Below are 21,331 nucleotides of genomic sequence, written 5' to 3'. Positions count from 1 at the left end.
TCGGCCGTGTCCTGACCCGAGTCAGCCGTGCCGGGACCCGAGTCAGCCGTGCCGTGTCCCGCCGCGCCCGGCGATGTGCGGCGGGACCGCGATGCCCGGCGGGAGCAGCGGGTCGGCGACCGGGGTGCCCCAACTGGCCGTCAGGGGAAGGTTCCCGGCCCAGACGCCGAGCCCGGCGTCCGGTCCCTCGCCGTCGTCCGGCGGGCCCACGCTCGTCTTGACCGACGCCTCCTCCAGGGAGAGGGCGAGCAGCGTGGTCGCGGCGAGCTCCTTGCGGCTGGGGCCGCGGGCGTAGTCCCACTGGCCGGGGGCCGCGTGTTCGGTGAGCAGGCGCAGGCCGGTCAGCTTCTCGTCCGGGTCGGTGACCTTGCGCGGGACGCCGTAGATCATCGCGCTGCGGTAGTTGACGCCGTGCTCGAAGACCGAGCGGGCCAGGATCAGGCCGTCCACGTGGGTGACGGTGACGCAGACCGTCGCGCCGGGGTCGGCGGCCAGGCTGCGGCTCGCGACCGAGCCGTGCAGATAGAGCTGGGTGTCGTCGCGGCCGTAGACGGTCGGCACCACCATGGGGTGCCCGTCGACGACGACACCCAGGTGGCAGAGGAACCCCGCGTCGAGGATCGCTTCGAGGTCGGCGCGGTCCAGGCTGCCCTGCTCGCGCAGGCGGCCGTGGCGGGTGCGGTCGGTCTGCGGGAGCGTGCCGGACAGGGGCCGGGAGGGCGGCGTGTGCTGGTTGCTCTGCTGCTGGCTGGTGGTCACGCCTCCGCAAGCTACCGATATCGCCGCCAAAATGCCATGCCTCAACGGATTACATCCGGTGATCTGCAATGAACGACGAAATCCGCACCTCGCGTGTCATTCGTCCAACTCCGCCGCCGAGAATCCAACAACCCCCACCGCGTGAGTGTTGTGACGTCCCACCTCACCGCTGTCTGATGGAGGTCATGGAGCTCCCCTATCTTGAGGACGTGTCCCCCGGCACCGGCAGCCTCCCGCCTCGCGCGTGGAACGCGCGCTCGGATGCCATCTCCCTCCCACTGAACGGCAGTTGGCGCTTCCGACTCTCCCCGGCCGCCGACACCGCCGACGACTCCTTCGCATCGGACGGCTACGACTCCGGGACCTGGGACACCGTGGCGGTGCCCGGCCACTGGGTGCTGCAGGGCCACGGCGCGCCCATCTACACCAACATGGTCTACCCCTTCCCGGTCGACCCGCCCCGCGTGCCCACCGAGAACCCGACCGGCGACCACCTGCGCACCTTCGACCTGCCGGCCGACTGGCCCACGGCCGGCGGCGGCACCCTGCGCTTCGACGGCGTCGAGTCCTGCGCCCGCGTCTGGCTGAACGGCACGGAGCTCGGCGAGTTCAAGGGCTCCCGGCTGCCGCACGAGTTCGCGGTCGGCCACCTCCTGAAGCCGTCGGGCAACGTCCTCGCGGTCCGCGTCCACCAGTGGTCCTCCGGGTCCTACCTGGAGGACCAGGACCAGTGGTGGCTGCCGGGCATCTTCCGCGACGTGACCCTGCTGCACCGCCCCGAGGGCTGCGCGCTCGACTTCTTCACCCATGCCTCGTACGACCACGGGGCGGGGACGGGGACGCTGCGGGTCGACTCGGACGTCAAGGGCCGGGTCACCGTGCCCGAGCTGGGGATCGACGTCGCCACGGGCGAGCCCGTGACGGTGGCCGTCGAGCCCTGGACCGCCGAGACGCCCCGGCTCTACGACGGGGTCCTGGCCACGGCGGGCGAGCGCGTCCCGCTGCGGATCGGCTTCCGCACGGTCGCCGTCGAGGACGGGGTCATCAAGGTCAACGGCCGCCGGATCCTGTTCCGCGGCGTGAACCGGCACGAGTTCCACCCGGAGACGGGCCGCGCGCTCGACCTCACGACCATGCGCGCCGACGTCCTGCTGATGAAGCAGCACAACATCAACGCGGTCCGCACCAGCCACTATCCGCCGCACCCCGCCTTCCTCGACCTCTGCGACGAGCTGGGCCTGTGGGTCATCGACGAGTGCGACCTGGAGACCCACGGCTTCACCGAGCAGGGGTGGCGCGGCAACCCCGTCGACGACGACCGCTGGACGCCCGCGCTCCTGGACCGCGCGGCCCGCATGGTCGAGCGCGACAAGAACCACGCCTCGGTGATCATCTGGTCCCTGGGCAACGAGTGCGGCACGGGCCGCGGCCTGACCGCCATGGCCCGCTGGATCCGCGCACGGGACGCGGACCGCCTCATCCACTACGAGGGCGACGCGTCCTGCGCGGACACCGACATGTACTCGCGCATGTACGCCGACCATGCCGAGGTCGAGCGCATCGGACGGCGCGCGGACAGGGACGGACCCCCGTCGCGTCGCCAACTGCCCTTCATCCTCTGCGAGTACGGGCACGCGATGGGCAACGGCCCCGGCGGCCTGAGCGAGTACCAGGAGCTGTTCGACGCGCATGAGCGCAACCAGGGCGGCTTCATCTGGGAGTGGATCGACCACGGCCTCAGCCACCCGGAGTTCGGCTACGCCTACGGCGGCGACTTCGGCGAGGAGCTGCACGACGGGAACTTCGTCTGCGACGGCCTGGTCTTCCCCGACCGGATGCCGTCGCCGGGGCTCGACGCGTACAAGCGGGTCGTCCAGCCGGTGCGGTTCGCGTACGACGAGGGCGCGGGGACGGTCAGGGTCACCAATCTGCACGACTTCGCGGACCTGTCGCACCTGTCCTTCGAGTGGACGTACATCAGTGACGACGACGCGCTCCGCGAGGGCGGGGAGCTTGCCGTGCCGCCGGAGCTCGGGCCCGGCGAGTCCGTCGAACTGAAGCTGCCGGACGCGCCGCCCGCGAGCTGCGCCGCCGAGACCTTCCTGCATCTCACGGCGCTGGTGGGCGTCGAGACGAACTGGGCGAAGCTGGACCACGGCGTCGCGCGGGCCGAGTTCCGCATCTCGCCACGCCCGGCCGTCCGCGCCGCCATCGGTGAACGGCCGCTGCGGGAGGGGGACTTCATCACGCTCGGCCCCGGCATCTTCGACGCCCGCACCGGCGAACTGCGCACCCTGCACGACATCCCCCTGTCCAGCGCCCCGCGCCTGGACATTTGGCGGGCTCCCACCGACAACGACAACGGCGCTTCCTGGCAGGGCGGGCAGCGCAACGGCCTCGTGTGGCGCGAGCTCGGCCTGCATCGCATGCGACACCGCCTGGACGCGGTCGAGTTGACGGACGACGCGCTCACCGTCCGCACCCGCGTGGCGCCCGCCGCGCAGGACATCGGCCTGCGCACCGTCTACCGCTGGACCGCCGACGGGACCCAGTTGCGCCTGGCGGTGTCCGTGGCACCCGAGGGCGAGTGGACGGTGCCGCTGCCCCGGCTCGGCGTCCGGCTCGGTCTGCCTGCCGCGTACGGGCACGCGTACTGGTTCGGCGGCGGACCCGGTGAGGGGTATCCGGACACGGCGGCGGCATCCGACATCGGCACCTGGTTCCTGCACGTCGACCGGATGCAGACCCCGTACGTCCGCCCACAGGAGAACGGCGCCCGTGCGGACGTCCGGTGGGCCGAGCTGCGGGCGGGCTTCGACGGCGAAGGGGTACGGGTGGTCGGTGATCCCGCCTTCTGGTTCACGGCGCGCCGCTGGACCACCGAGCAGCTGGACGCGGCCGCGCACCGCACGGACCTCGTCCCCGGCGACACGGTGTGGGTCCATCTCGACCACGGGCAGCACGGCATCGGATCGCAGTCGTGCGGGCCCGGGGTGCTGCCACGCCACGAACTCCACGCCGCTCCGGCGGAGTTCACGTTCACCTTCTCCCACCGGGAGGCCCGCGCAGTCAGCCCATGGGCTCCCGCTCACCCAGGTCGAGGCGGTAGGGCGGATACACGTCCGTGAGCAGCAGGCCGTAGGCCAGGACGCGCGCGGCCCAGCGGTGCAGGCCGATGTTGAGGTCGTGCATGCCACGGGGGTAGCGGCCCGTGAAGAGCAGGGACACGCCCGCGTAGAAGGCGATGATCGCGGCGAGACCGAAGCTGACGCGGAAGCCGCCCGTGAACAGACCGACCACCAGGAGCTGCGGCAGGATCAGGAGCCAGCTCTTGACGAGGACGAGCCCCCTGGAGAGGTGCTCGGGGTAGGCGATGTCGAAGTGGGCCGGGTAGTCGGCGACCTCGCGCAGGGCGAAGGGAGGATAGCGATCGGTGCCGAGTGATCCGTACGCGTAGTACTCGACGCGCCAGGTCCAGCGCATCACACCGACGTTGAAGTCGAACAGCGCCCGTGGATAGCCGCCGGTGATCAGGATCGCGAAGAAGGCGACCACGGTGACGAGGAAGAGGCCGATCCACAGGAAGAACAGGACCACGTGGTGCGGGATCACGAGCAGCCACTTCACCAGCCAGAGCCAGCGGGACAGCACCACGTCGTCGTCCCGCACCTCCAGACTGACCGGACTGACCGGGTGCTTGCCGAGCGCGGTCGTCGCCGTGGGCATGGCGGACATGACGGTCAACTCCCCTCGTCCCGTGCTGTGCGGTTCTCTGGGCGGTTCTCTGGGCGGTTCGCGTCCCGTGCTGTGCACGTCCTGCCCACATGTACGGCTGGGCGCGGGCCGCGGCAAGGAGTGGCGCGGCGTCCGTTTTCTTCAAGACGGGCCAAGGGCGGCTGCCTAGGCTGCGAAGCATGAACACGAACATCACACCCCGCTTCGATCTGGTCGGCCTGGTCGTCTCCGACATGGCCGCGACACTCGCCTTCTACCGCCGTCTCGGCCTGGAGTTTCCCGAGGGTTCCGAGGGTCAGCCGCACGTCGAGGCGGCGCTCCCGGGCGGTCTGCGCATCGCGTTCGACACGGAGGAGACCATCCGCTCCTTCGACAAGAACTGGGAGCCGCCGCAGAGCGCGGGCCGCATCGGGCTCGCGTTCCACTGCGAGACCCCCGAGGGCGTCGACGCCGCCTACGAGGAGCTGGTCGGCGCCGGCCACCACGGTGAGCTCAAGCCGTGGGACGCCTTCTGGGGGCAGCGGTACGCCTCCGTGCTCGACCCGGACGGCAACGGCGTGGACCTGTTCGCGCCGCTGTCTAGCCCGGCCGCCGACTGAGCAGTTCGCTCAGCGGCATGCCCGCCAACTCCTTGACGTCACGGGCCAGATGGGCCTGGTCGGCGAAGCCCGCGACGACCGCGGTCTCCGCGTAGGCCAGGCCGCCCCTGGCCAGGGCGAGGGCGCGCTGCAGCCGCAGGACGCGGGCCAGCGTCTTGGGTCCGTAGCCGAACGCGGCCAGTGAACGCCGGTGCAGCAGGCGGGCGTTGATGCCCGCCTCGTCGGCGGTCGCCGCGATGGACCGTCCCGCGTCCAGTGCCTTGACGACGTGCGTGAGCAGCGGGTCGGGCGGCTCCGTCTCTCCCGCCCGCGCCAGCGCGAAGGACTCCAGGACGGCCGCCGGGTCGCGGGCCGCGTCCATGCGCTCGGTCAGGCGGCGCGCGTCGGCGGACGGCCACAGGTCGGCCAGGTCGACCCGCCGGTCGCGCAGCTCGTGCGCGGGCACGCCGAGGAAGGCCGGGGCGGTGCCGGGGTAGAAACGGATGCCCACGTACCGGGCGGCGACATCCGGTGCGGGGCGGTGCGCGCGGGTGTCCGGTCCCGCCACCATGAGCCTGCCCCCGGCCCACAACAGGTCCATGCAGCCATCGGGAAGTACGGGGTACACGGGGCCGGCCGCACCGCTGCTGGTGCGCGTCCACAGGACCGCGCCCGGGACACGGGACGGCCGCTCCGCGTACTCGACGGTCTCGTACGACACGCGGTCAAGGTTACGCCGCTCAGGGGCTACGCGGCCCGTGAGCGGTGCTCCTGCGGGCTGACCCCGTACACCCGCTTGAAGGCGCTGGAGAGCGCGAACGCGCTGCCGTACCCGACGCGGCGGGCGATCGCGGCGATGGTCTGCTCGCTGTCCCGCAGCAGGTCGGCGGCGAGCGCGAGCCGCCAGCCCGTCAGGTACGCCATCGGCGGCTCGCCCACGAGTTCGGTGAACCGCCGGGCGAGCGCGGCCCGCGACACCCCCGCCTTCGCGGCGAGCGCGGCGATCGTCCAGGGGTGCGCGGGGTCGTCCTGGAGCAGCCGGATCGCCTGCCCGACGACCGGGTCCCCCATCGCCCGGTACCAGGCGGGGGCCTCGGCCTCCGGCCGCGAGAACCAAGCCCTCAGCGTGGCGATCATCAGCAGGTCGAGCAGCCGGTCGAGCACGACCTCCTGTCCCGGCTCGTCCTTGGCGATCTCGTCGGCGAGCAGCGGGGTGAGCGGGCAGTCCCACACCTCGGTGGGCAGGATCAGGAGCGGGGGCAGCGCGTCGAGGAGCCGCCCGGTGATCTCGCCGCGCGCCTGGTAGGTGCCGATCAGCATCTCCGCCGCGCCGTCGAGCGATTCGCCCCAGGTGCGCAGGCCGAGGTCCTGGTACTGCCCGATCGGGGTACCGCCGAGGGGCACGCAGCGTTCGCCGGGCAGGATTTCGGCGCGGGGTGGCGTGTCCGGGGTGTCCGCGACGGTGTAGTGGTCGGGGCCGCGCGCGACGGCGACGTCTCCGGGGCGGATGCGCTGGGGTTCGCCGCGGTCGGGCACGATCCAGGCGGTGCCGCGGACCATGATCATGACGGAGAGCGGCGCCTCGTCCGCGATCCGGACGGACCAGGGCGGGTCGAAGCACGCGCGGATCATGAAGGCTCCTCGCGCGCGCGGGCCCTCCAGCAAGCCTGCGAGTACGTCCATGCCGAAAGCGTAGACGCACGCGTATGGGGGCGAGCCCCTGACGGATGGTTCCTCGTGGCGCGGCCCAGTTCACTGGAGGCATGACGGAGAACGCGATGAACTCGCAGGACACGCAGGGCACACGGACCATGACGGTGCTGGTCACGGGCGCTTCGGGCAAGACGGGACGCCGGGTCGCGGAGGCCGCCGAGGCGGCGGGGTTCACGGTGCGGGCCGCTTCCCGCTCGGGCGCGGTGCGGTTCGACTGGTACGACCCTTCGACGTGGGAGGAGGCGCTGCGGGGCGCGGACGCCGCGTACCTCGCCTACATGCCGGACGTCGGCGCGCCCGGCGCGGGCGACGCGGTGGGCGCGCTGGCCCGGCAAGCGGTTTCGCTCGGCGTGCGGCGGCTCGTGCTGCTGTCCGCACGGGGCGAGGACCAGGCGGAGCCGGCCGAGCGTGCGGTGCGGGAGTCCGGGGCGGAGTGGACCGTGGTGCGGGCGAGTTGGTTCGCCCAGAACCTGAGCGAGGGTCCGCTGCTCGACGGCATGCGGGCGGGGGAACTGGTGTTCCCTGCCGGGGAGGTCCTCGAACCGTTCATCGACGCGCGGGACATCGCCGATGTGGTGGTGGCGGTCCTTCGCCCCGACTCGGGCTACGCGGGGCGGGTGGTGGAGATATCGGGCCCGCGTCTGCTGTCGTTCCGCGACGCGGTGGCCGAGGTGTCGGCGGCCACGGGCCGGGAGATCCGGTACGTCCCGGTCTCCGCGAGGGAGTACGGGGGTGCTCTCGCGGAGTACGGGGTGCCGGAGGAGGAGGCGGAGTTCCTGATCGAGCTCTTCGAGACGAATCTGGACGGCCGCAACGCGCATCTGTCCGCGGGGGTGCGGGAGGTCCTGGGACGGGAGCCGCGTGACTTCGCCGATTTCGCCCGGGAGCAGGCGGAGGCGGGCGTCTGGAAGGCGTAGTTCTCCCCGACCTCGCCCCTTCCCGAAAACCCGCTGCGCGGGGGCGTCCTCAAACGCCGGACGGCTGGAAGATCAGCCCCTCCGGCGTTTGAGGAGCGGGGCCTGGGGCGGAGCCCCGGGTAGGTCCGGGGCGCAGGCACGGCTTTCGGGAAGGGGCGGGGTCGGGGAAAAGCCCCGCAGGGACGTTCCTACTCCGGCGGTGGCTGCTCGCCGCTTCCCCCGCCGTTCTTCTTGACGTGCGTCCGCAGGCGGGAGGAGACGTCGTCCGGGGGCAGGAAGCGTGACCAGCGCTCGGGGAACTCGGAGGGCATGTCCGGGTCGTCCGGGTCCGCGGACGCTTCGCGCGCCGCAGCCGCCCGCGCCACCACCTCCACCGCCCGCGCCTCCCGTATCCGGTCGTTGGCGGCACGCGCGGCAGCCGTGGCGACGGAGGGCCACACCCGGTCGATCGCCGCGTTCACCGCGGCCCCCACCAGGACCGCGAACGCCGACACCCCTATCCACAGCAGCACGGCCACCGGCGCCGCCAACGAACCGTAGATCGTGGGCCCTTCGACCGTGCTCGTCAGGTAGATCCGCAGCAGGAAGCTGCCCAGGACCCACATCCCCAGGGCGATCAGCGCGCCCGGCATGTCCTCCACCCAGGGCGAGCGCACCGGCACCGACACGTGGTACAGCGTCGTCAGGAACACCACCGACAACAGCGTCACCACCGGCCAGTACAGGATCTGCACCACCGTCGTGGAGCCGGGCACCAGCTTCACCACCGCGTCGGGCCCCGCCACCATCAGCGGCAGCGCCACCGAACCGATCAGCAGCGCCACGATGAACAGGCCGAACGCGAGCAGCCGGGTCTTGACGATGCCGCGTGCGCCGTCCAGGCCGTACATGACCGTGATCGTGTCGATGAAGACGTTCACGGCGCGCGAGCCCGACCACAGGGCGAAGAGGAAACCGATGGAGATGACGTCGGGCCGGCCGACCCGCATCACGTCCTCCAGTATCGGCTGCGCGATCTGGCTGACGCCCTTGTCGGAGAGGACCGTGCGGGACGCCTCCAGGATGTTGTTCTCGACGCTGGCGATCGTGTTCGCGCCGGTCCACCGGTCCACGTACGCGAGCAGGCCGATCAGGCTCAGGAGCAGCGGCGGCACGGACAGCAGGGTGAAGAACGCCGCCTCGGCCGCGAGCCCCAGGATCCGGTATTCCACGCACGAGTTGACCGTGTCTTTGAGCAGCAGCCAGGCAGTCCTGCGCTTGGAGACGTTGCTGTAGAGAGCGCGGGCCCGGTTCCAGCGGCCCGACGGCCTCCCGGGTGTTTCTTTTGCCTGGTGCACCTCCTTACCGTAGCGGCATGGCAGCCAGCACCCACACAGTGACCAACCAGGCTCCGCCCCTGGTGGGATATGACGTCTTTACGTCCGACCGCGCGCTCACAGAGGGAGTCGAACGGCATCTCGATCCCGCCCTTCTCAGTACCGCGCGCGAGCAACTCTCCGAACTCGGGCGCACCGCAGGATCGGCCCAGGCGCGGGAATGGGGCTTTCTGGCCAATGAGAATCCGCCCGTTCTGCACACCCATGACCGCTATGGGAATCGCATCGACGAAGTCGCCTTCCATCCCGCGTGGCACCGGCTGCTCGGCAAGGCCGTTTCGTCGGGTCTGACCACCGCCTGGTCGCGGCCCGGCGGCCATCTGCGGCGCGCGGCCGCGTTCCTGGTGTGGACGCAGGTCGAGGCGGGGCACGCCTGCCCGCTGTCGATGACGCACGCGGCGGTGCCCGCGCTGCGGGCCGATCCCGCGCTCGCCGCCGAGTGGGAGCCCCGGCTGACTTCCCTCGTCTACGACGAAGGGCTTCGGCCCGCGTCCCAGAAGGCCGGAGTGCTCTTCGGGATGGGCATGACGGAGAAACAGGGCGGCAGCGACGTACGCGCGAATACGACGCGTGCGCGTGCTCTCGCGGAAGACGGCACGTATGAACTCACGGGGCACAAGTGGTTCTGTTCCGCACCCATGTCCGACGGCTTTCTCGTGCTCGGGCAGACGGATGCGGGACTTACGTGTTTTCTGGTGCCTCGGGTGCTCGACGACGGAACACGGAACGCCTTCGCCATTCAGCGGCTGAAGGACAAACTGGGCAACAAGTCGAACGCGTCCAGCGAGGTCGAGTTCGACGGGACGTGGGCGCGCCGGGTCGGGGACGAGGGGCGCGGGGTGCGCACCATCATCGAGATGGTGGCGGCGACGCGGCTCGACTGCGTGGTGGGCTCGGCGGCGATCATGCGGCAGGCCGTCGCGCAGGCCGTGCACCACGCCACGTACCGCGAGGCGTTCGGCGGCAAGCTCATCGACAAGCCGCTGATGCGCAACGTACTGGCGGACCTGGCCCTGGAGTCGGAGGCGGCCACGACGCTCGCGCTGCGGCTCGCGGCGGCGTACGACGACGGGAGCGAGCAGGAGCGCGCGTTCCTGCGGATCGCGGTGCCGGCCGCGAAGTACTGGGTGACCAAGCGCTGCACACCGCTCGTGGTGGAGGCCCTTGAGGTGCTCGGCGGCAATGGATACGTCGAGGAGTCGGGGATGCCGCGGCTCCTTCGCGAGTCGCCGCTGAACTCGATCTGGGAGGGCTCGGGGAACGTACAGGCCCTGGACGTGCTGCGGGCGCTTCAGCGCGAGCCGCAGGCGCTGAACGCCTTCCTCCAGGAGGTCGGCCTGGCGCGCGGCGCCGATCACCGCCTGGACGGCGCGATCAAGGGACTGCTCACCGAACTGGCCGATCTGGACGGCATCGAGGCGCGGGGCCGCCGGCTCGTGGAGCGGATGGCTCTGGTGCTCCAGGGCTCGCTGCTCGTGCGGTACGCGCCCCCGGAGGTGGCCGACGCGTTCTGCGCCTCGCGGCTCGGCGGGGACTGGGGCTCGGCGTTCGGGACGCTGCCGCACACCCTCGATCTGGCGGCCGTGGTGGAGCGGGCCGCTCCCGGCGGCAACTAACGGCGGACGGCTCCCTGCGGCAACCGGCGGGAGTCGCGGGGGTGGTGCTGCGCCGACACGGCACCACCCCCGCTTCCCGGCCCCGTCCAGGAGCGTGAACACCGCCTGAGCGGCGTCGACATCACCTTCGGCCACCAGACTGCTGTTCGCGAGGGTTGCAGACCGTTGCAAGTCGTCGGTTCAACGCCGAACCACATCGGTTCATTACTGAACCAATACCCTTGCGGGCGCCGAGGGGGCACGATGGACGCACGCCCCCCGACGCACTGGCTCTGCTCGGGAAGGACCCGGTGATGAACGCGACTTCGACGATCAACCTCGCGAGGATCTCCACCATGGACTGCACGCAGGCCGCGCGGCTGCTCGCGGGGGTCCGCCACGCGGCGCTCGCCGGAGAGCAGCCGCGTGTGCTGCCGCGTCCGGTGATCGAGGAGTCCTGGGGGCGCATGCTGCTCGACGGGGTCGATCCGGACCACGACTTCCGCTCCCGGCTGCTCAGCTTCGAGGAGCTGGAGGAGCGGCGCCGCGCCTCACGGCTGACGGAGATCATGCCGGTCCTCCGGGACGCGCTCGTCTCGGTGGCGGACGCGGCGCACCACATCATGGTCGTCTGCGACGCGGACGGCCGGGTCCTGTGGCGCGAGGGCAGCTCCGCGGTGCTGCGCAAGGCGGACTCGCTCGGCTTCGAACTGGGCGCCGACTGGGCCGAGAGCGTCGTCGGCACGAACGGCATAGGGACACCGCTCGTCGTGCGCAGGCCCGTGCAGGTCTTCTCCGCCGAGCACTTCGTGGAGACGCATCACGCGTGGACGTGCACGGGCGCACCCATCACCGATCCCCGTGACGGCCGCCTCCTCGGCGTGGTCGACATCAGCGGTCCGCTGAACACGATGCATCCGGCGACGCTCGCCCTGGTCGACTCGGTGGCCAAGCTCGCCGAGGCCCGGCTGCGCGAGAGCCACGGGACGACGCTCGACCGGCTGCGTTCGGTGGCGGCGCCGGTCCTCGCCCGCCTCGAAGGGCGCGCCGTCGCGGTGGACTCGCACGGCTGGACGGCGGCGGTCACGGGAATGCCGCACACGGACCGGCTCCCCCTGCCCAAGTCCCTGTCCGCGGGCCACACCTGGCTGCCCTCGCTGGGCACCTGCGCAGTGGAGCCGCTGCCCGGCGGCTGGCTGCTGCGCGTCGAGGAGGACCCGCAGCCGCTGGCCGCGACCCGTGTCGTCCTGGACGTGAGCGGGCCGCGCCGCTGGTCGGTCACCGTCGAGGGCGGCGGCGCGGGCGGCTGGACGCACGAGCTGAGCCCGCGCCACGCCGAGCTGCTCTACCTCCTCTCCACCCACCGCAAGGGCCGCAGCGCCTCGGGCCTGGCCGAGGACATGTTCGGCGACCCGGCACGCACGGTGACGGTCCGCGCCGAACTCTCCCGGGTCCGCCGCTACTTGGGCGGGCTCCTGGCCCACCGCCCCTACCGCTTCCCCGAGGACGTGGACGTGCAGGTGATCCTGCCCGAGCACCCGGCGAACCTGCTGCCGCACTCGACGGCGCCCGCGGTGCGCGAGGCGCGGAGGGTGCCGGAGCCTTGAGTGCCGCGGCCCCCTCCTTCTTCTCCCTCTGTCTCTCCTTCTCTCCCGCCGGGCCGCCGGGCCGCCGGGCCGCCGGGCGGCCCGGTGACCACCCGGCGGCTGGTCGTACGGGCCCCTCACACGCCGGGTATCTCCCGCGCCTGGAACGCCTCGCGCACGGCGTCCGCCGCGCTCTTGCCGTACATCTTCTGGGCGGTCGCGATCGTCGTCAGGGCCGCGTCCTCGAAGCTGGTGTCGGGCGCGAAGCCGAACTGGGCGTTGACGATGATCCGGTCGGCGGTACGCGCACCGAGCGAGCCGCGGATGTCGAAGAGCGCCCGGGACCAGATCTCCCCGTCCGCGTGCACCTCCCCCACCTTGTCGGCGTACGTCTTGTCGCTGTCGACCCGGCGCAGACAGTGCGGGGCGTCCGAGTACGAGACGGCGTCCCAGTCGGCGACGCAGGCGAGGTCGGCCTTGGCGGGCCAGCCGTACTTGGCGTCGGCGTACGCGCCGACCGACACCGCCAGGTAGTCGCCCCAGGCCTCACCGATCGAGCCCGCCTCCGGCGACGTGCCGAAGCCGGGCACCTGGGCGTGGTGCACGGCGTGCCCGTACTCGTGGACGACGACCTCGGCGTCCTCGGCGTCGTCGACACCCCCCTTGCCGAACCGGATCTCGGCCTTCTTGTCGGTGAAGAACGAGTTGTCCGCGCCCCACTGGTTGATGCGGACCGGCTGGGCCCGGTCGTTCGCCCCCGGCAGTTCGCTGCCGAAGCCGAGGCTCTGCAGATACTCCTGCGACTCATTGACCCAGAAGTACGCCATGACCTGCTCGAACTGGTCGTCGTCGCGGGCGTAGCCGCCCGCGTCCGCGACCTTGGCGGAGGCGCCGGTGTCGGATCTGATGTACGCCCACTTGCCAAAGAGTCCACCGCTGGAGTCGAGATTGCGCAGGGCGGCGGTGGCATAGGCACCGGCGGGAACGGACGTCGCGGAGTCCTTCGCGTCGACGAGGGTCTGGTCCCCCGACGACTGGACGGGGTTGACCATGAAGACGCGGGCCTGCGGGTCCGCGGAGGCCGAGGCGGGTGCGGCAAGCGTCGCGAGGGCCACGGTGACGGTGGCCGCGGCGAGCAGGCCGCGGGGTGTGCGGCGGGCCATGGGACATCCTCCAGCTCGAAGAATGCGGGGGGTGGCAGGCGCTGCGGGATCTTCCCGCATCCCGGGCACCTTTGGCCAGGGTGCGTGGCACATGGTTCGCTGACCCGCATGAGCCTCACTGTCACCACTTGGTCCCTGGAGCAGACCGCTCCCACCGATCTGCTGGCCGCCGCCGCGCCCGAGGGCGACGACGTGCGCATCGTGCGGGCCGAGATCCCCTCCCCCGAGTTCAGCCGCTTCCTCTACGCCTCCGTCGGCGGCGACATCCGCTGGACGGACCGGCTCTCCCTCTCTTACGACCAGTGGCAGGAGGAGCTCGGCAAGCCGGGCGTCGAGACCTGGGTCGCGTACGAGAAGGGGACACCGGCCGGATACGTCGAGCTGGCGGCGCAGGAGGGCGGTGTCGTCGAGATCGTCTACTTCGGGCTCATCCCGGCCTTCCGGGGGCGGCGGATCGGCGGCCACCTGCTCTCCCAGGGCGTCCGTCGCGCCTGGGACCTCGCCGAGCGCTGGCCGGACCTCACCCCGACCAAGCGGGTGTGGCTGCACACCTGCTCCAAGGACGGCGAGCACGCCATGGACAATTACCTGCGGCGCGGCTTCAAGCTGTTCGACACGAAGGTGGAGCAGGAGCCGGAGGTGGCCACGCCCGGACCGTGGCCCGGCGCCTAGCGCTCCGCGCGGGGGCGCGTTCTCGGCCGCACGGCCGTCGTGGCCGGTCGCGCGGTTCACCGCGCCCCTGACGGGGCCGCAGCGAGTGACCGACGCCACATCATCTCGCATGGTAAGACCCTCACGTCCACATTCTGGATAATGGTGGACTGGGCCGAAAGTCCCATGACACGCTTCCGTCATGGATCGCACTGGAATTGCCTTGGTGAGTCGACGTCACGTCGATCTCTGCCGCATGTCCAGCGCCATGTGTCCGGCGAGCTGACAGCACCAGCGCCGACGACTCTCTCCGCTTGACCACCTATCTGCGCACCGCCGCGCCCCTTGCGCGAAGTGTGCAGGTCAGAGCCGCCCTCAGCCCGCCTTGAAGGACGTATAGCCATGGCTGCCACCCCTGAAAAACCCACGACTGCCGCGCCCCGGCGCAAGGCGAGCCGTCACCGTGGTGAGGGCCAGTGGGCCGTTGGCCACTTCACGCCGCTCAATGGGAACGAACAGTTCAAGAAGGACGACGACGGTCTCAATGTGCGGACACGCATTGAGACGATCTACTCCAAGCGTGGCTTCGACTCGATCGACCCGAACGATCTTCGTGGACGTATGCGCTGGTGGGGGCTCTACACCCAGCGCCGCCAGGGAATCGACGGCGGCAAGACCGCCATCCTGGAGCCCGAAGAGCTGGACGACGAGTACTTCATGCTGCGGGTGCGCATCGACGGCGGCCGGCTCACCACCGAGCAGCTGCGCGTCATCGGCGAGATCTCGCAGGAGTTCGCGCGCGGCACCGCCGACCTCACCGACCGGCAGAACGTGCAGTACCACTGGATCCGCATCGAGGACGTTCCCGCGATCTGGGAGCGGCTGGAGGCCGTGGGCCTCTCCACGACCGAGGCCTGCGGTGACACCCCCCGCGTCATCCTCGGCTCGCCCGTCGCCGGTGTCGCCGAGAACGAGATCATCGACGGCTCCTCCGCCATCGACGAGATCCAGCGCCGCTTCATCGGCAACCCCGACTTCTCGAACCTGCCGCGCAAGTTCAAGACGGCCATCTCCGGCTCGCCTCAGCTCGACGTCGCGCACGAGATCAACGACGTCGCGTTCGTCGGCGTGAACCACCCCGAGCACGGCCCCGGCTTCGACCTCTGGGTCGGCGGCGGCCTCTCCACCAACCCCAAGCTGGGCGTACGGCTCGGCGCCTGGGTGCCGCTGGACGAGGTGCCGGACGTGTACGGCGGCGTCATCGGCATCTTCCGCGACTACGGCTACCGGCGGCTGCGCAACCGCGCCCGCTTGAAGTTCCTCGTCGCCGACTGGGGACCGGAGAAGTTCCGGCAGATCCTGGAGGACGAGTACCTCAAGTACAAGCTCGTCGACGGGCCCGCGCCCGAGCAGCCGACCGGCACCTGGCGCGACCACCTCGGCGTGCACAAGCAGAAGGACGGCCGCTTCTACGTCGGCTTCGCCCCCCGCGTCGGCCGCGTGGACGGCACGACGCTCACGAAGATCGCCGATGTCGCCGCCGCCCACGGCTCGGGCCGCCTTCGCACCACCGCCGAGCAGAAGATGATCGTGCTCGACGTCGAAGAGGCGCAGGTCGAGTCGCTCGTGGCCGGGCTCGAAGCCCTGGACCTGCGGGTCAACGCCTCCCCCTTCCGGCGCGGCACCATGGCCTGCACCGGCATCGAGTTCTGCAAGCTGGCGATCGTCGAGACCAAGGCGCGCGGCGCCTCGCTCATCGACGAACTGGAGCGCCGCATCCCGGAGTTCGACCAGCCGATCACCATCAACATCAACGGCTGCCCGAACGCCTGCGCCCGTATCCAGGTCGCCGACATCGGCCTGAAGGGGCAGTTGGTCCTGGACGGCGAGGGCAATCAGGTGGAGGGCTTCCAGGTGCACCTGGGCGGCGCGCTCGGCCTGGAGGCCGGGTTCGGCCGCAAGGTCCGCGGCCTGAAGGTCACATCGGCCGAGCTTCCCGACTACGTGGAGCGGGTCCTCACGCGCTTCCAGGAGGAGCGCGTGGACGACGAGCGCTTCGCCACCTGGGTGGCCCGCGCCAGCGAGGAGGCACTGTCGTGAGCGAGCGTGCCGCGCCCTTCTACTGCCCCTACTGCGGCGACGAGGACCTGCGTCCCAACGAGACCGGTCACGGCGCGTGGGAATGCGCCGCGTGCAATCGAGCCTTCCAGTTGAAGTTCCTCGGGCTGCTCGCCCAGGGGGTTCAGCGCAACAGCGGTGGAGGGGAAGAGATATGACGGCCGTTCAGACCCAAGAGCAGCGCACGGACGACGAGTTGAAGGCTCTCGCCGAGCAGGCCGGACGGGACCTTGAGGACGCGTCGGCCCTGGAGATCCTCCGGTGGGCCGTCGACACGTTCGGCGAGCGCTTCTGCGTGACCTCCTCCATGGAGGACGCCGTCGTCGCCCACCTCGCCTCGCGGGCCCGCCCCGGCGTGGACGTCGTGTTCCTCGACACCGGCTACCACTTCCCCGAGACCATCGGCACCCGTGACGCCGTCGCCGCCGTGATGGACGTCAACGTCATCACGCTCTCGCCGACGCGGACGGTCGCCGAGCAGGACGCCGAGTTCGGCGCCAAGCTGCACGACCGCGATCCCGACCTGTGCTGCGCCATGCGCAAGGTCAAGCCCCTTGAGGAGGGCCTGACTTCGTACGCCGCGTGGGCGACGGGCCTGCGCCGCGACGAGTCCCCCACCCGGGCGAACACCCCGGTCGTCGGCTGGGACGAGAAGCGCCGGAAGGTCAAGGTCTCGCCGATCGCCCGCTGGACGCAGGACGACGTGGACGCCTACGTCGCCGAGCACGGCGTCCTCACCAACCCCCTCCTCATGGACGGCTACGGCTCCGTGGGCTGCGCGCCCTGCACCCGCCGCCTCCTGGAGGGCGAGGACGCACGCGCCGGCCGCTGGTCGGGCAATGCCAAGACCGAGTGCGGTATCCACTGATGACAGAGCCGCAGAGCGTGACAGAACCTCGACACGTAACGGAGAAGCACGTGACCACCGGAGCCACCATCTGGCTCACCGGCCTGCCCAGCGCGGGCAAGACCACCATCGCGTACGAGCTGGCGGAGAAGCTGCGCGGCGACGGCCACCGGGTCGAGGTCCTCGACGGCGACGAGATCCGCGAGTTCCTCTCGGCGGGCCTCGGCTTCAGCCGCGAGGACCGGCACACGAACGTGCAGCGCATCGGCTTCGTCGCCGAACTGCTGGCGCGCAACGGCGTGAAGGTCCTGGTGCCGGTGATCGCGCCGTTCGCGGACAGCCGTGAGGCGGTGCGGGGGCGCCACCAGAAGGGCGGCACGCCCTACCTGGAGGTCCACGTGGCCACGCCGGTGGAGGTCTGCTCCGTACGCGACGTGAAGGGTCTGTACGCCAAGCAGGCGGCCGGTGAGATCTCCGGACTCACCGGCGTCGACGACCCCTACGAGGCACCCGAGTCACCCGATCTGCGCATCGAGTCCCAGGACCAGACCGTGCAGGAGTCCGCGGCGGCCTTGCGCGCGCTGCTCATCGAAAGGGGTCTGGCATGACGACGACCGTGGCCACCGTGACCGAAGGGACGGACAGCCCCTACGCGCTGTCCCACCTGGACTCGCTGGAGTCCGAGGCGGTGCACATCTTCCGCGAGGTGGCGGGCGAGTTCGAGCGGCCGGTGATCCTCTTCTCCGGCGGCAAGGACTCCATCGTCATGCTGCACCTGGCGCTGAAGGCCTTCGCCCCCGCGGCGATCCCCTTCTCGCTGCTGCACGTCGACACCGGGCACAACTTCCCCGAGGTCCTCGCCTACCGCGACCGTGTGGTCGCCGAGCACGGCCTGCGGCTCCATGTCGCCTCGGTGCAGGACTACATCGACGCGGGCAAGCTGCGCGAGCGCCCCGACGGGACGCGCAACCCGCTCCAGACCGTCCCGCTCACGGAGAAGATCCAGAGCGAGAGGTTCGACGCGGTGTTCGGCGGCGGGCGCCGCGACGAGGAGAAGGCGCGCGCCAAGGAGCGGGTGTTCTCCCTGCGCGACGAGTTCTCGCAGTGGGACCCGCGCCGCCAGCGCCCCGAGCTGTGGCAGCTCTACAACGGCCGCCACGCGCCCGGCGAGCACGTCCGCGTCTTCCCGATCTCCAACTGGACCGAGCTGGACGTCTGGCAGTACATCGCCCGCGAGGGCATCGAGCTCCCCGAGATCTACTTCGCGCACGAGCGGGACGTGTTCCAGCGCTCGGGCATGTGGCTGACCGCCGGTGAGTGGGGCGGCCCCAAGGACGAGGAGACGGTCGAGAAGCGGCTCGTGCGCTACCGCACGGTCGGCGACATGTCCTGCACCGGCGCCGTCGACTCCGACGCCACCACGCTGGACGCCGTCATCACCGAGATCGCCGCGTCCCGTCTGACCGAGCGGGGCGCCACCCGCGCCGACGACAAGATGTCCGAGGCCGCGATGGAAGACCGCAAGCGCGAGGGGTACTTCTAACCATGACCAGCACCACCGAACCCGACAAGGCGCAGCCGCTCTCCACCGAGCAGCTCTCGGCCACCACCCTGCTGCGGTTCGCCACGGCCGGTTCCGTCGACGACGGCAAGTCCACCCTGGTGGGGCGGCTCCTTCACGACTCCAAGTCGGTCCTCACCGACCAGCTGGAGGCCGTGGAGCGCGTGTCGCTGGGCCGCGGCCAGGAGGCGCCCGACCTGGCGCTGCTCACCGACGGCCTGCGGGCCGAGCGCGAGCAGGGCATCACCATCGACGTGGCCTACCGCTACTTCGCGACCCCGCAGCGGCGGTTCATCCTCGCCGACACCCCGGGCCACGTGCAGTACACCCGGAACATGGTCACCGGCGCCTCCACCGCCGACCTCGCCGTGGTCCTCGTCGACGCCCGCAACGGCGTCATCGAGCAGACCCGCCGGCACGCCGCCGTCGCCGCGCTGCTGCGCGTCCCGCACGTGGTGCTCGCCGTGAACAAGATGGACCTCGTCGCGTACGAGGAGACCGTCTTCGCGAAGATCGCCGAGGAATTCACCGCGTACGCCAGTGAGTTGGGTGTCCCGGAGATCACCGCGATCCCGATCTCGGCGCTCGCCGGGGACAATGTCGTCGAGCCGTCCTCGAACATGGACTGGTACGGCGGCCCGACCGTCCTCGAGCACCTGGAGACGGTCCCGGTCAGCCACGACCTGACCTCCTGCCACGCGCGCCTGCCCGTCCAGTACGTGATCCGCCCGCAGACCGCCGAGCACCCCGACTACCGCGGCTACGCGGGACAGATCGCGGCGGGCACCTTCCGGGTCGGCGAGTCCGTGACCGTGCTCCCCTCGGGCAAGACGTCGAAGATCGCCGGGATCGACCTGCTCGGCGAGCCGGTGGACGTGGCCTGGACGCCGCAGTCCGTGACGCTGCTCCTGGAGAGCGACATCGACATCGCGCGCGGCGACCTGATCGTGCCCAGCGGCGACCAGCCGCCGATCTCGCAGGACCTCACGGCGACGGTCTGCCACGTCGCGGACACCGCGCTCGCCGTCGGCCAGCGGGTGCTGCTCAAGCACACCACCCGCACGGTCAAGGCGATCGTCAAGGACATCCCCTCGCGGCTCACCCTGGACGACCTCTCCCAGCACCCGGCACCCGGCGAGCTGGTCGCCAACGACATCGGCCGCGTCGTCATCCGCACCGCGGAGCCGATCGCCGTCGACGCGTACGCGGCCTCGCGCCGCACGGGCTCCTTCCTCCTGATCGACCCGGCGGACGGCACGACGCTCGCCGCTGGCATGGCGGGCGACGCGTTCGCCACCGTCACCGAGCCGGCCGAAGAGGCCGCTTCGGCCGTGGACGACGAGGGTTGGGACTTCTAGCGATGACCTCGATCGACTTCTTCTCGACCTTCGCGAAGGAGGGCGGCCGCGTCGGCAGCGGCGCCCTCGGCAGCGGACAGGGCGGGGTCGGGCGATGTGCGTGATGACGTACGCGCACCGCTTGCGCGCCCTCACCCCCCGCGAGCTCGACCTGCGAAGACGAAAACCTGCCGATCTCCCGGCCGCGCCCTGAGGGCGTGAGAGCCGGGCCAACGAGAGGACCACCTCCCGTGCCTGCCAGCTTCCGCACTCCACGCACCACCGGCGGCCGACGCGCCCTGACCGCCGTCGCCGCCCTGCCGCTGCTCGCCGTCGTGCTCACCTCCTGCGGCTATGGATCCAACTCGGACGACGACAACGACAAGGCCGAGGTGGCCGCGGGTGCGAAGAAGATCGAGGGCCTGGACGAGGTGAAGATCGGGTACTTCCCGAACCTCACCCACGCCACCGCCCTGGTCGGTGACCAGGAGGGCCTGTTCCAGAAGGAACTGGGCGCGACGAAGGCCACGTACACGCAGTTCAACGCCGGTCCTTCGGAGATCGAGGCGCTGAACTCGAAGTCGATCGACATCGGCTGGATCGGCCCGTCGCCCGCGATCAACGGCTACACCAAGTCCCAGGGCAAGAACCTGCGCATCATCGGCGGCTCCGCGTCCGGTGGCGTGAAGCTGGTGGTCAACCCGGACAAGATCAAGTCCCTGGACGACGTCAAGGGCAAGAAGATCGCGACGCCGCAGCTCGGCAACACGCAGGACGTCGCCTTCCTCAACTGGATCAAGGAAAAGGGCTGGAAGGTCGACGCGGAGAGCGGCAAGGGCGACGTCTCCGTGGTCCGCACCGACAACAAGATCACCCCGGACGCCTACAAGTCCGGCTCGATCGACGGCGCCTGGGTGCCGGAGCCGACCGCGTCGAAGCTGGTCGCCGAGGGCGGCAAGGCGATCCTCGACGAGGCCGACCTGTGGCCGGACAAGAAGTTCGTGATCACGAACATCATCGTGTCGCAGGAGTTCCTCGAGGAGCACCCGAAGGTCGTCGAGGCCGTCCTGCGCGGTTCGGTGAAGACCAACCAGTGGATCAAGGACAACCCCGACAAGGCGAAGGCGTCCGCCAACGCCGCCCTCAAGGAGTCGTCCGGCAAGGCGCTGCCCGCCGAGGTCATCGACCCGGCGTGGAAGTCCATCCAGACCACGGACGACCCGCTGGCCGCCACGCTCGACTCCGAGGCGAAGCACGCGGTCGCGGCGGGCCTCCTGGAGAAGCCGAACCTCAAGGGCATCTACGACCTGAAGCCGCTGAACAAGGTCCTCAAGGCCGAGGGCAAGCCCGCCGTCGACGACGCCGGTCTCGGCGTCAAGTAACCCCGGACTCAGA

Annotated in this window: 20 protein-coding genes; 14 read left to right on the top strand and 6 right to left on the bottom strand. The window is 70.8% G+C overall.

Annotated features, from left to right (window positions below):
* Positions 1–42: 42 nt before the first annotated feature.
* Positions 43–708: a pyridoxamine 5'-phosphate oxidase family protein gene (locus tag ACZ6ZP_RS08050; RefSeq protein WP_399974312.1), complete on the bottom strand. Its 666-nt coding sequence runs from the start codon at positions 706–708 to the stop codon at positions 43–45.
* Positions 709–944: 236 nt separating this feature from the next.
* Here ACZ6ZP_RS08050 and ACZ6ZP_RS08045 point away from each other — a divergent pair, with 236 nt between their 5' ends.
* On the top strand, positions 945–3,887 hold the full coding sequence (locus ACZ6ZP_RS08045; protein ID WP_383817317.1) for a glycoside hydrolase family 2 TIM barrel-domain containing protein: 2,943 nt from the start codon (positions 945–947) through the stop codon (positions 3,885–3,887).
* On the opposite strand, the gene ACZ6ZP_RS08040 is transcribed toward ACZ6ZP_RS08045, so the two are convergent.
* Positions 3,829–4,494, bottom strand: a complete 666-nt coding sequence (locus tag ACZ6ZP_RS08040; RefSeq protein WP_351158612.1) for a DUF4389 domain-containing protein — start codon at positions 4,492–4,494, stop codon at positions 3,829–3,831. The genes ACZ6ZP_RS08045 and ACZ6ZP_RS08040 overlap by 59 nt on opposite strands.
* Positions 4,495–4,685: 191 nt before the next feature.
* Between ACZ6ZP_RS08040 and ACZ6ZP_RS08035 the strand changes: the two genes are divergently transcribed.
* The gene (locus tag ACZ6ZP_RS08035; protein ID WP_351159342.1) at positions 4,686–5,093 is read left to right on the top strand and encodes a VOC family protein; all 408 of its coding nucleotides are present in this window, start codon (positions 4,686–4,688) and stop codon (positions 5,091–5,093) included.
* On the opposite strand, the gene ACZ6ZP_RS08030 is transcribed toward ACZ6ZP_RS08035, so the two are convergent.
* Together ACZ6ZP_RS08030 and ACZ6ZP_RS08025 are read right to left on the bottom strand one after the other, a co-directional pair.
* Entirely contained in the window at positions 5,074–5,793 is a 720-nt protein-coding gene (locus ACZ6ZP_RS08030) for a DUF6597 domain-containing transcriptional factor (protein ID WP_383817314.1), read from the bottom strand. The two genes, ACZ6ZP_RS08035 and ACZ6ZP_RS08030, sit on opposite strands and share 20 nt — an antisense overlap.
* Before the next feature lie 26 nt (positions 5,794–5,819).
* On the bottom strand, positions 5,820–6,755 hold the full coding sequence (locus tag ACZ6ZP_RS08025) for an AraC family transcriptional regulator (protein WP_351158608.1): 936 nt from the start codon (positions 6,753–6,755) through the stop codon (positions 5,820–5,822).
* An 80-nt stretch (positions 6,756–6,835) separates the two neighbouring features.
* Here ACZ6ZP_RS08025 and ACZ6ZP_RS08020 point away from each other — a divergent pair, with 80 nt between their 5' ends.
* Positions 6,836–7,702, top strand: a complete 867-nt coding sequence (locus tag ACZ6ZP_RS08020; protein WP_469406014.1) for an NmrA family NAD(P)-binding protein — start codon at positions 6,836–6,838, stop codon at positions 7,700–7,702.
* Between the two features lie 188 nt (positions 7,703–7,890).
* Here the strand turns inward: ACZ6ZP_RS08020 and ACZ6ZP_RS08015 are convergent, their stop codons facing one another.
* Positions 7,891–9,039: a YihY/virulence factor BrkB family protein gene (locus ACZ6ZP_RS08015; RefSeq protein ID WP_351158604.1), complete on the bottom strand. Its 1,149-nt coding sequence runs from the start codon at positions 9,037–9,039 to the stop codon at positions 7,891–7,893.
* A 17-nt stretch (positions 9,040–9,056) separates the two neighbouring features.
* Here ACZ6ZP_RS08015 and ACZ6ZP_RS08010 point away from each other — a divergent pair, with 17 nt between their 5' ends.
* Positions 9,057–10,694: an acyl-CoA dehydrogenase family protein gene (locus ACZ6ZP_RS08010; protein WP_351158602.1), complete on the top strand. Its 1,638-nt coding sequence runs from the start codon at positions 9,057–9,059 to the stop codon at positions 10,692–10,694.
* Positions 10,695–10,987: 293 nt separating this feature from the next.
* Positions 10,988–12,280 (top strand): GAF domain-containing protein, encoded by a 1,293-nt coding sequence (locus ACZ6ZP_RS08005; protein WP_361470674.1) that lies wholly within the window; start codon positions 10,988–10,990, stop codon positions 12,278–12,280.
* A 116-nt stretch (positions 12,281–12,396) separates the two neighbouring features.
* Here ACZ6ZP_RS08005 and ACZ6ZP_RS08000 read toward each other — a convergent pair whose 3' ends face one another.
* The gene (locus ACZ6ZP_RS08000; RefSeq protein WP_361470676.1) at positions 12,397–13,422 is read right to left on the bottom strand and encodes a M4 family metallopeptidase; all 1,026 of its coding nucleotides are present in this window, start codon (positions 13,420–13,422) and stop codon (positions 12,397–12,399) included.
* A 108-nt stretch (positions 13,423–13,530) separates the two neighbouring features.
* Here ACZ6ZP_RS08000 and ACZ6ZP_RS07995 point away from each other — a divergent pair, with 108 nt between their 5' ends.
* The 9 genes from ACZ6ZP_RS07995 (at position 13,531) to ACZ6ZP_RS07955 (ending at position 21,318) form a co-directional block, all read left to right on the top strand.
* The gene (locus ACZ6ZP_RS07995) at positions 13,531–14,094 is read left to right on the top strand and encodes a GNAT family N-acetyltransferase (protein ID WP_383817301.1); all 564 of its coding nucleotides are present in this window, start codon (positions 13,531–13,533) and stop codon (positions 14,092–14,094) included.
* Positions 14,095–14,275: 181 nt separating this feature from the next.
* A complete protein-coding gene (locus ACZ6ZP_RS07990; protein WP_323178717.1) occupies positions 14,276–14,359 on the top strand; it encodes a putative leader peptide in 84 nt (27 codons plus the stop codon).
* Positions 14,360–14,475: 116 nt separating this feature from the next.
* Complete coding sequence (locus ACZ6ZP_RS07985) at positions 14,476–16,173, top strand: nitrite/sulfite reductase (RefSeq protein WP_469406011.1); 1,698 nt, start codon at positions 14,476–14,478, stop codon at positions 16,171–16,173.
* Positions 16,170–16,349: a hypothetical protein gene (locus ACZ6ZP_RS07980; protein ID WP_160507861.1), complete on the top strand. Its 180-nt coding sequence runs from the start codon at positions 16,170–16,172 to the stop codon at positions 16,347–16,349. The genes ACZ6ZP_RS07985 and ACZ6ZP_RS07980 overlap by 4 nt, the downstream gene beginning before the upstream one ends.
* Positions 16,346–17,059, top strand: coding sequence for a phosphoadenylyl-sulfate reductase (locus tag ACZ6ZP_RS07975; RefSeq protein ID WP_351158589.1), 714 nt, complete (start codon positions 16,346–16,348; stop codon positions 17,057–17,059). The genes ACZ6ZP_RS07980 and ACZ6ZP_RS07975 overlap by 4 nt, the downstream gene beginning before the upstream one ends.
* Positions 17,059–17,646, top strand: coding sequence for an adenylyl-sulfate kinase (cysC, locus tag ACZ6ZP_RS07970; protein ID WP_351158586.1), 588 nt, complete (start codon positions 17,059–17,061; stop codon positions 17,644–17,646). Before ACZ6ZP_RS07975 ends, cysC begins: the two co-directional genes overlap by 1 nt.
* Entirely contained in the window at positions 17,643–18,581 is a 939-nt protein-coding gene (cysD, locus tag ACZ6ZP_RS07965) for a sulfate adenylyltransferase subunit CysD (RefSeq protein WP_351158584.1), read from the top strand. The genes cysC and cysD overlap by 4 nt, the downstream gene beginning before the upstream one ends.
* Before the next feature lie 2 nt (positions 18,582–18,583).
* Positions 18,584–19,957 (top strand): sulfate adenylyltransferase subunit 1, encoded by a 1,374-nt coding sequence (locus tag ACZ6ZP_RS07960; RefSeq protein WP_351158581.1) that lies wholly within the window; start codon positions 18,584–18,586, stop codon positions 19,955–19,957.
* Positions 19,958–20,187: 230 nt separating this feature from the next.
* The gene (locus ACZ6ZP_RS07955) at positions 20,188–21,318 is read left to right on the top strand and encodes an aliphatic sulfonate ABC transporter substrate-binding protein (RefSeq protein ID WP_351158578.1); all 1,131 of its coding nucleotides are present in this window, start codon (positions 20,188–20,190) and stop codon (positions 21,316–21,318) included.
* Positions 21,319–21,331: the final 13 nt, after the last annotated feature.

It is taken from the genome of Streptomyces sp. NPDC054047, assembly GCF_055585065.1.
The sequence above is the reverse complement of the archived record's forward strand: the minus strand, read 5'-3'. Positions and strand labels throughout refer to the sequence as shown.

What these genes read in the sequence shown, in the direction of transcription:
- ACZ6ZP_RS08045 (WP_383817317.1), top strand. Translation starts at nt 945, where the DNA reads ATGGAGCTCCCCTATCTTGAGGACGTGTCCCCCGGCACCGGCAGCCTC.
- ACZ6ZP_RS08025 (WP_351158608.1), bottom strand. Translation starts at nt 6,755, where the DNA reads ATGGACGTACTCGCAGGCTTGCTGGAGGGCCCGCGCGCGCGAGGAGCC.
- ACZ6ZP_RS08005 (WP_361470674.1), top strand. Translation starts at nt 10,988, where the DNA reads ATGAACGCGACTTCGACGATCAACCTCGCGAGGATCTCCACCATGGAC.
- ACZ6ZP_RS08040 (WP_351158612.1), bottom strand. Translation starts at nt 4,494, where the DNA reads ATGTCCGCCATGCCCACGGCGACGACCGCGCTCGGCAAGCACCCGGTC.
- ACZ6ZP_RS08010 (WP_351158602.1), top strand. Translation starts at nt 9,057, where the DNA reads ATGGCAGCCAGCACCCACACAGTGACCAACCAGGCTCCGCCCCTGGTG.
- ACZ6ZP_RS08000 (WP_361470676.1), bottom strand. Translation starts at nt 13,422, where the DNA reads ATGGCCCGCCGCACACCCCGCGGCCTGCTCGCCGCGGCCACCGTCACC.
- ACZ6ZP_RS08020 (WP_469406014.1), top strand. Translation starts at nt 6,836, where the DNA reads ATGACGGAGAACGCGATGAACTCGCAGGACACGCAGGGCACACGGACC.
- ACZ6ZP_RS07975 (WP_351158589.1), top strand. Translation starts at nt 16,346, where the DNA reads ATGACGGCCGTTCAGACCCAAGAGCAGCGCACGGACGACGAGTTGAAG.
- cysC (WP_351158586.1), top strand. Translation starts at nt 17,059, where the DNA reads ATGACAGAGCCGCAGAGCGTGACAGAACCTCGACACGTAACGGAGAAG.
- cysD (WP_351158584.1), top strand. Translation starts at nt 17,643, where the DNA reads ATGACGACGACCGTGGCCACCGTGACCGAAGGGACGGACAGCCCCTAC.
- ACZ6ZP_RS07960 (WP_351158581.1), top strand. Translation starts at nt 18,584, where the DNA reads ATGACCAGCACCACCGAACCCGACAAGGCGCAGCCGCTCTCCACCGAG.
- ACZ6ZP_RS07995 (WP_383817301.1), top strand. Translation starts at nt 13,531, where the DNA reads ATGAGCCTCACTGTCACCACTTGGTCCCTGGAGCAGACCGCTCCCACC.
- ACZ6ZP_RS07990 (WP_323178717.1), top strand. Translation starts at nt 14,276, where the DNA reads ATGGATCGCACTGGAATTGCCTTGGTGAGTCGACGTCACGTCGATCTC.
- ACZ6ZP_RS07985 (WP_469406011.1), top strand. Translation starts at nt 14,476, where the DNA reads ATGGCTGCCACCCCTGAAAAACCCACGACTGCCGCGCCCCGGCGCAAG.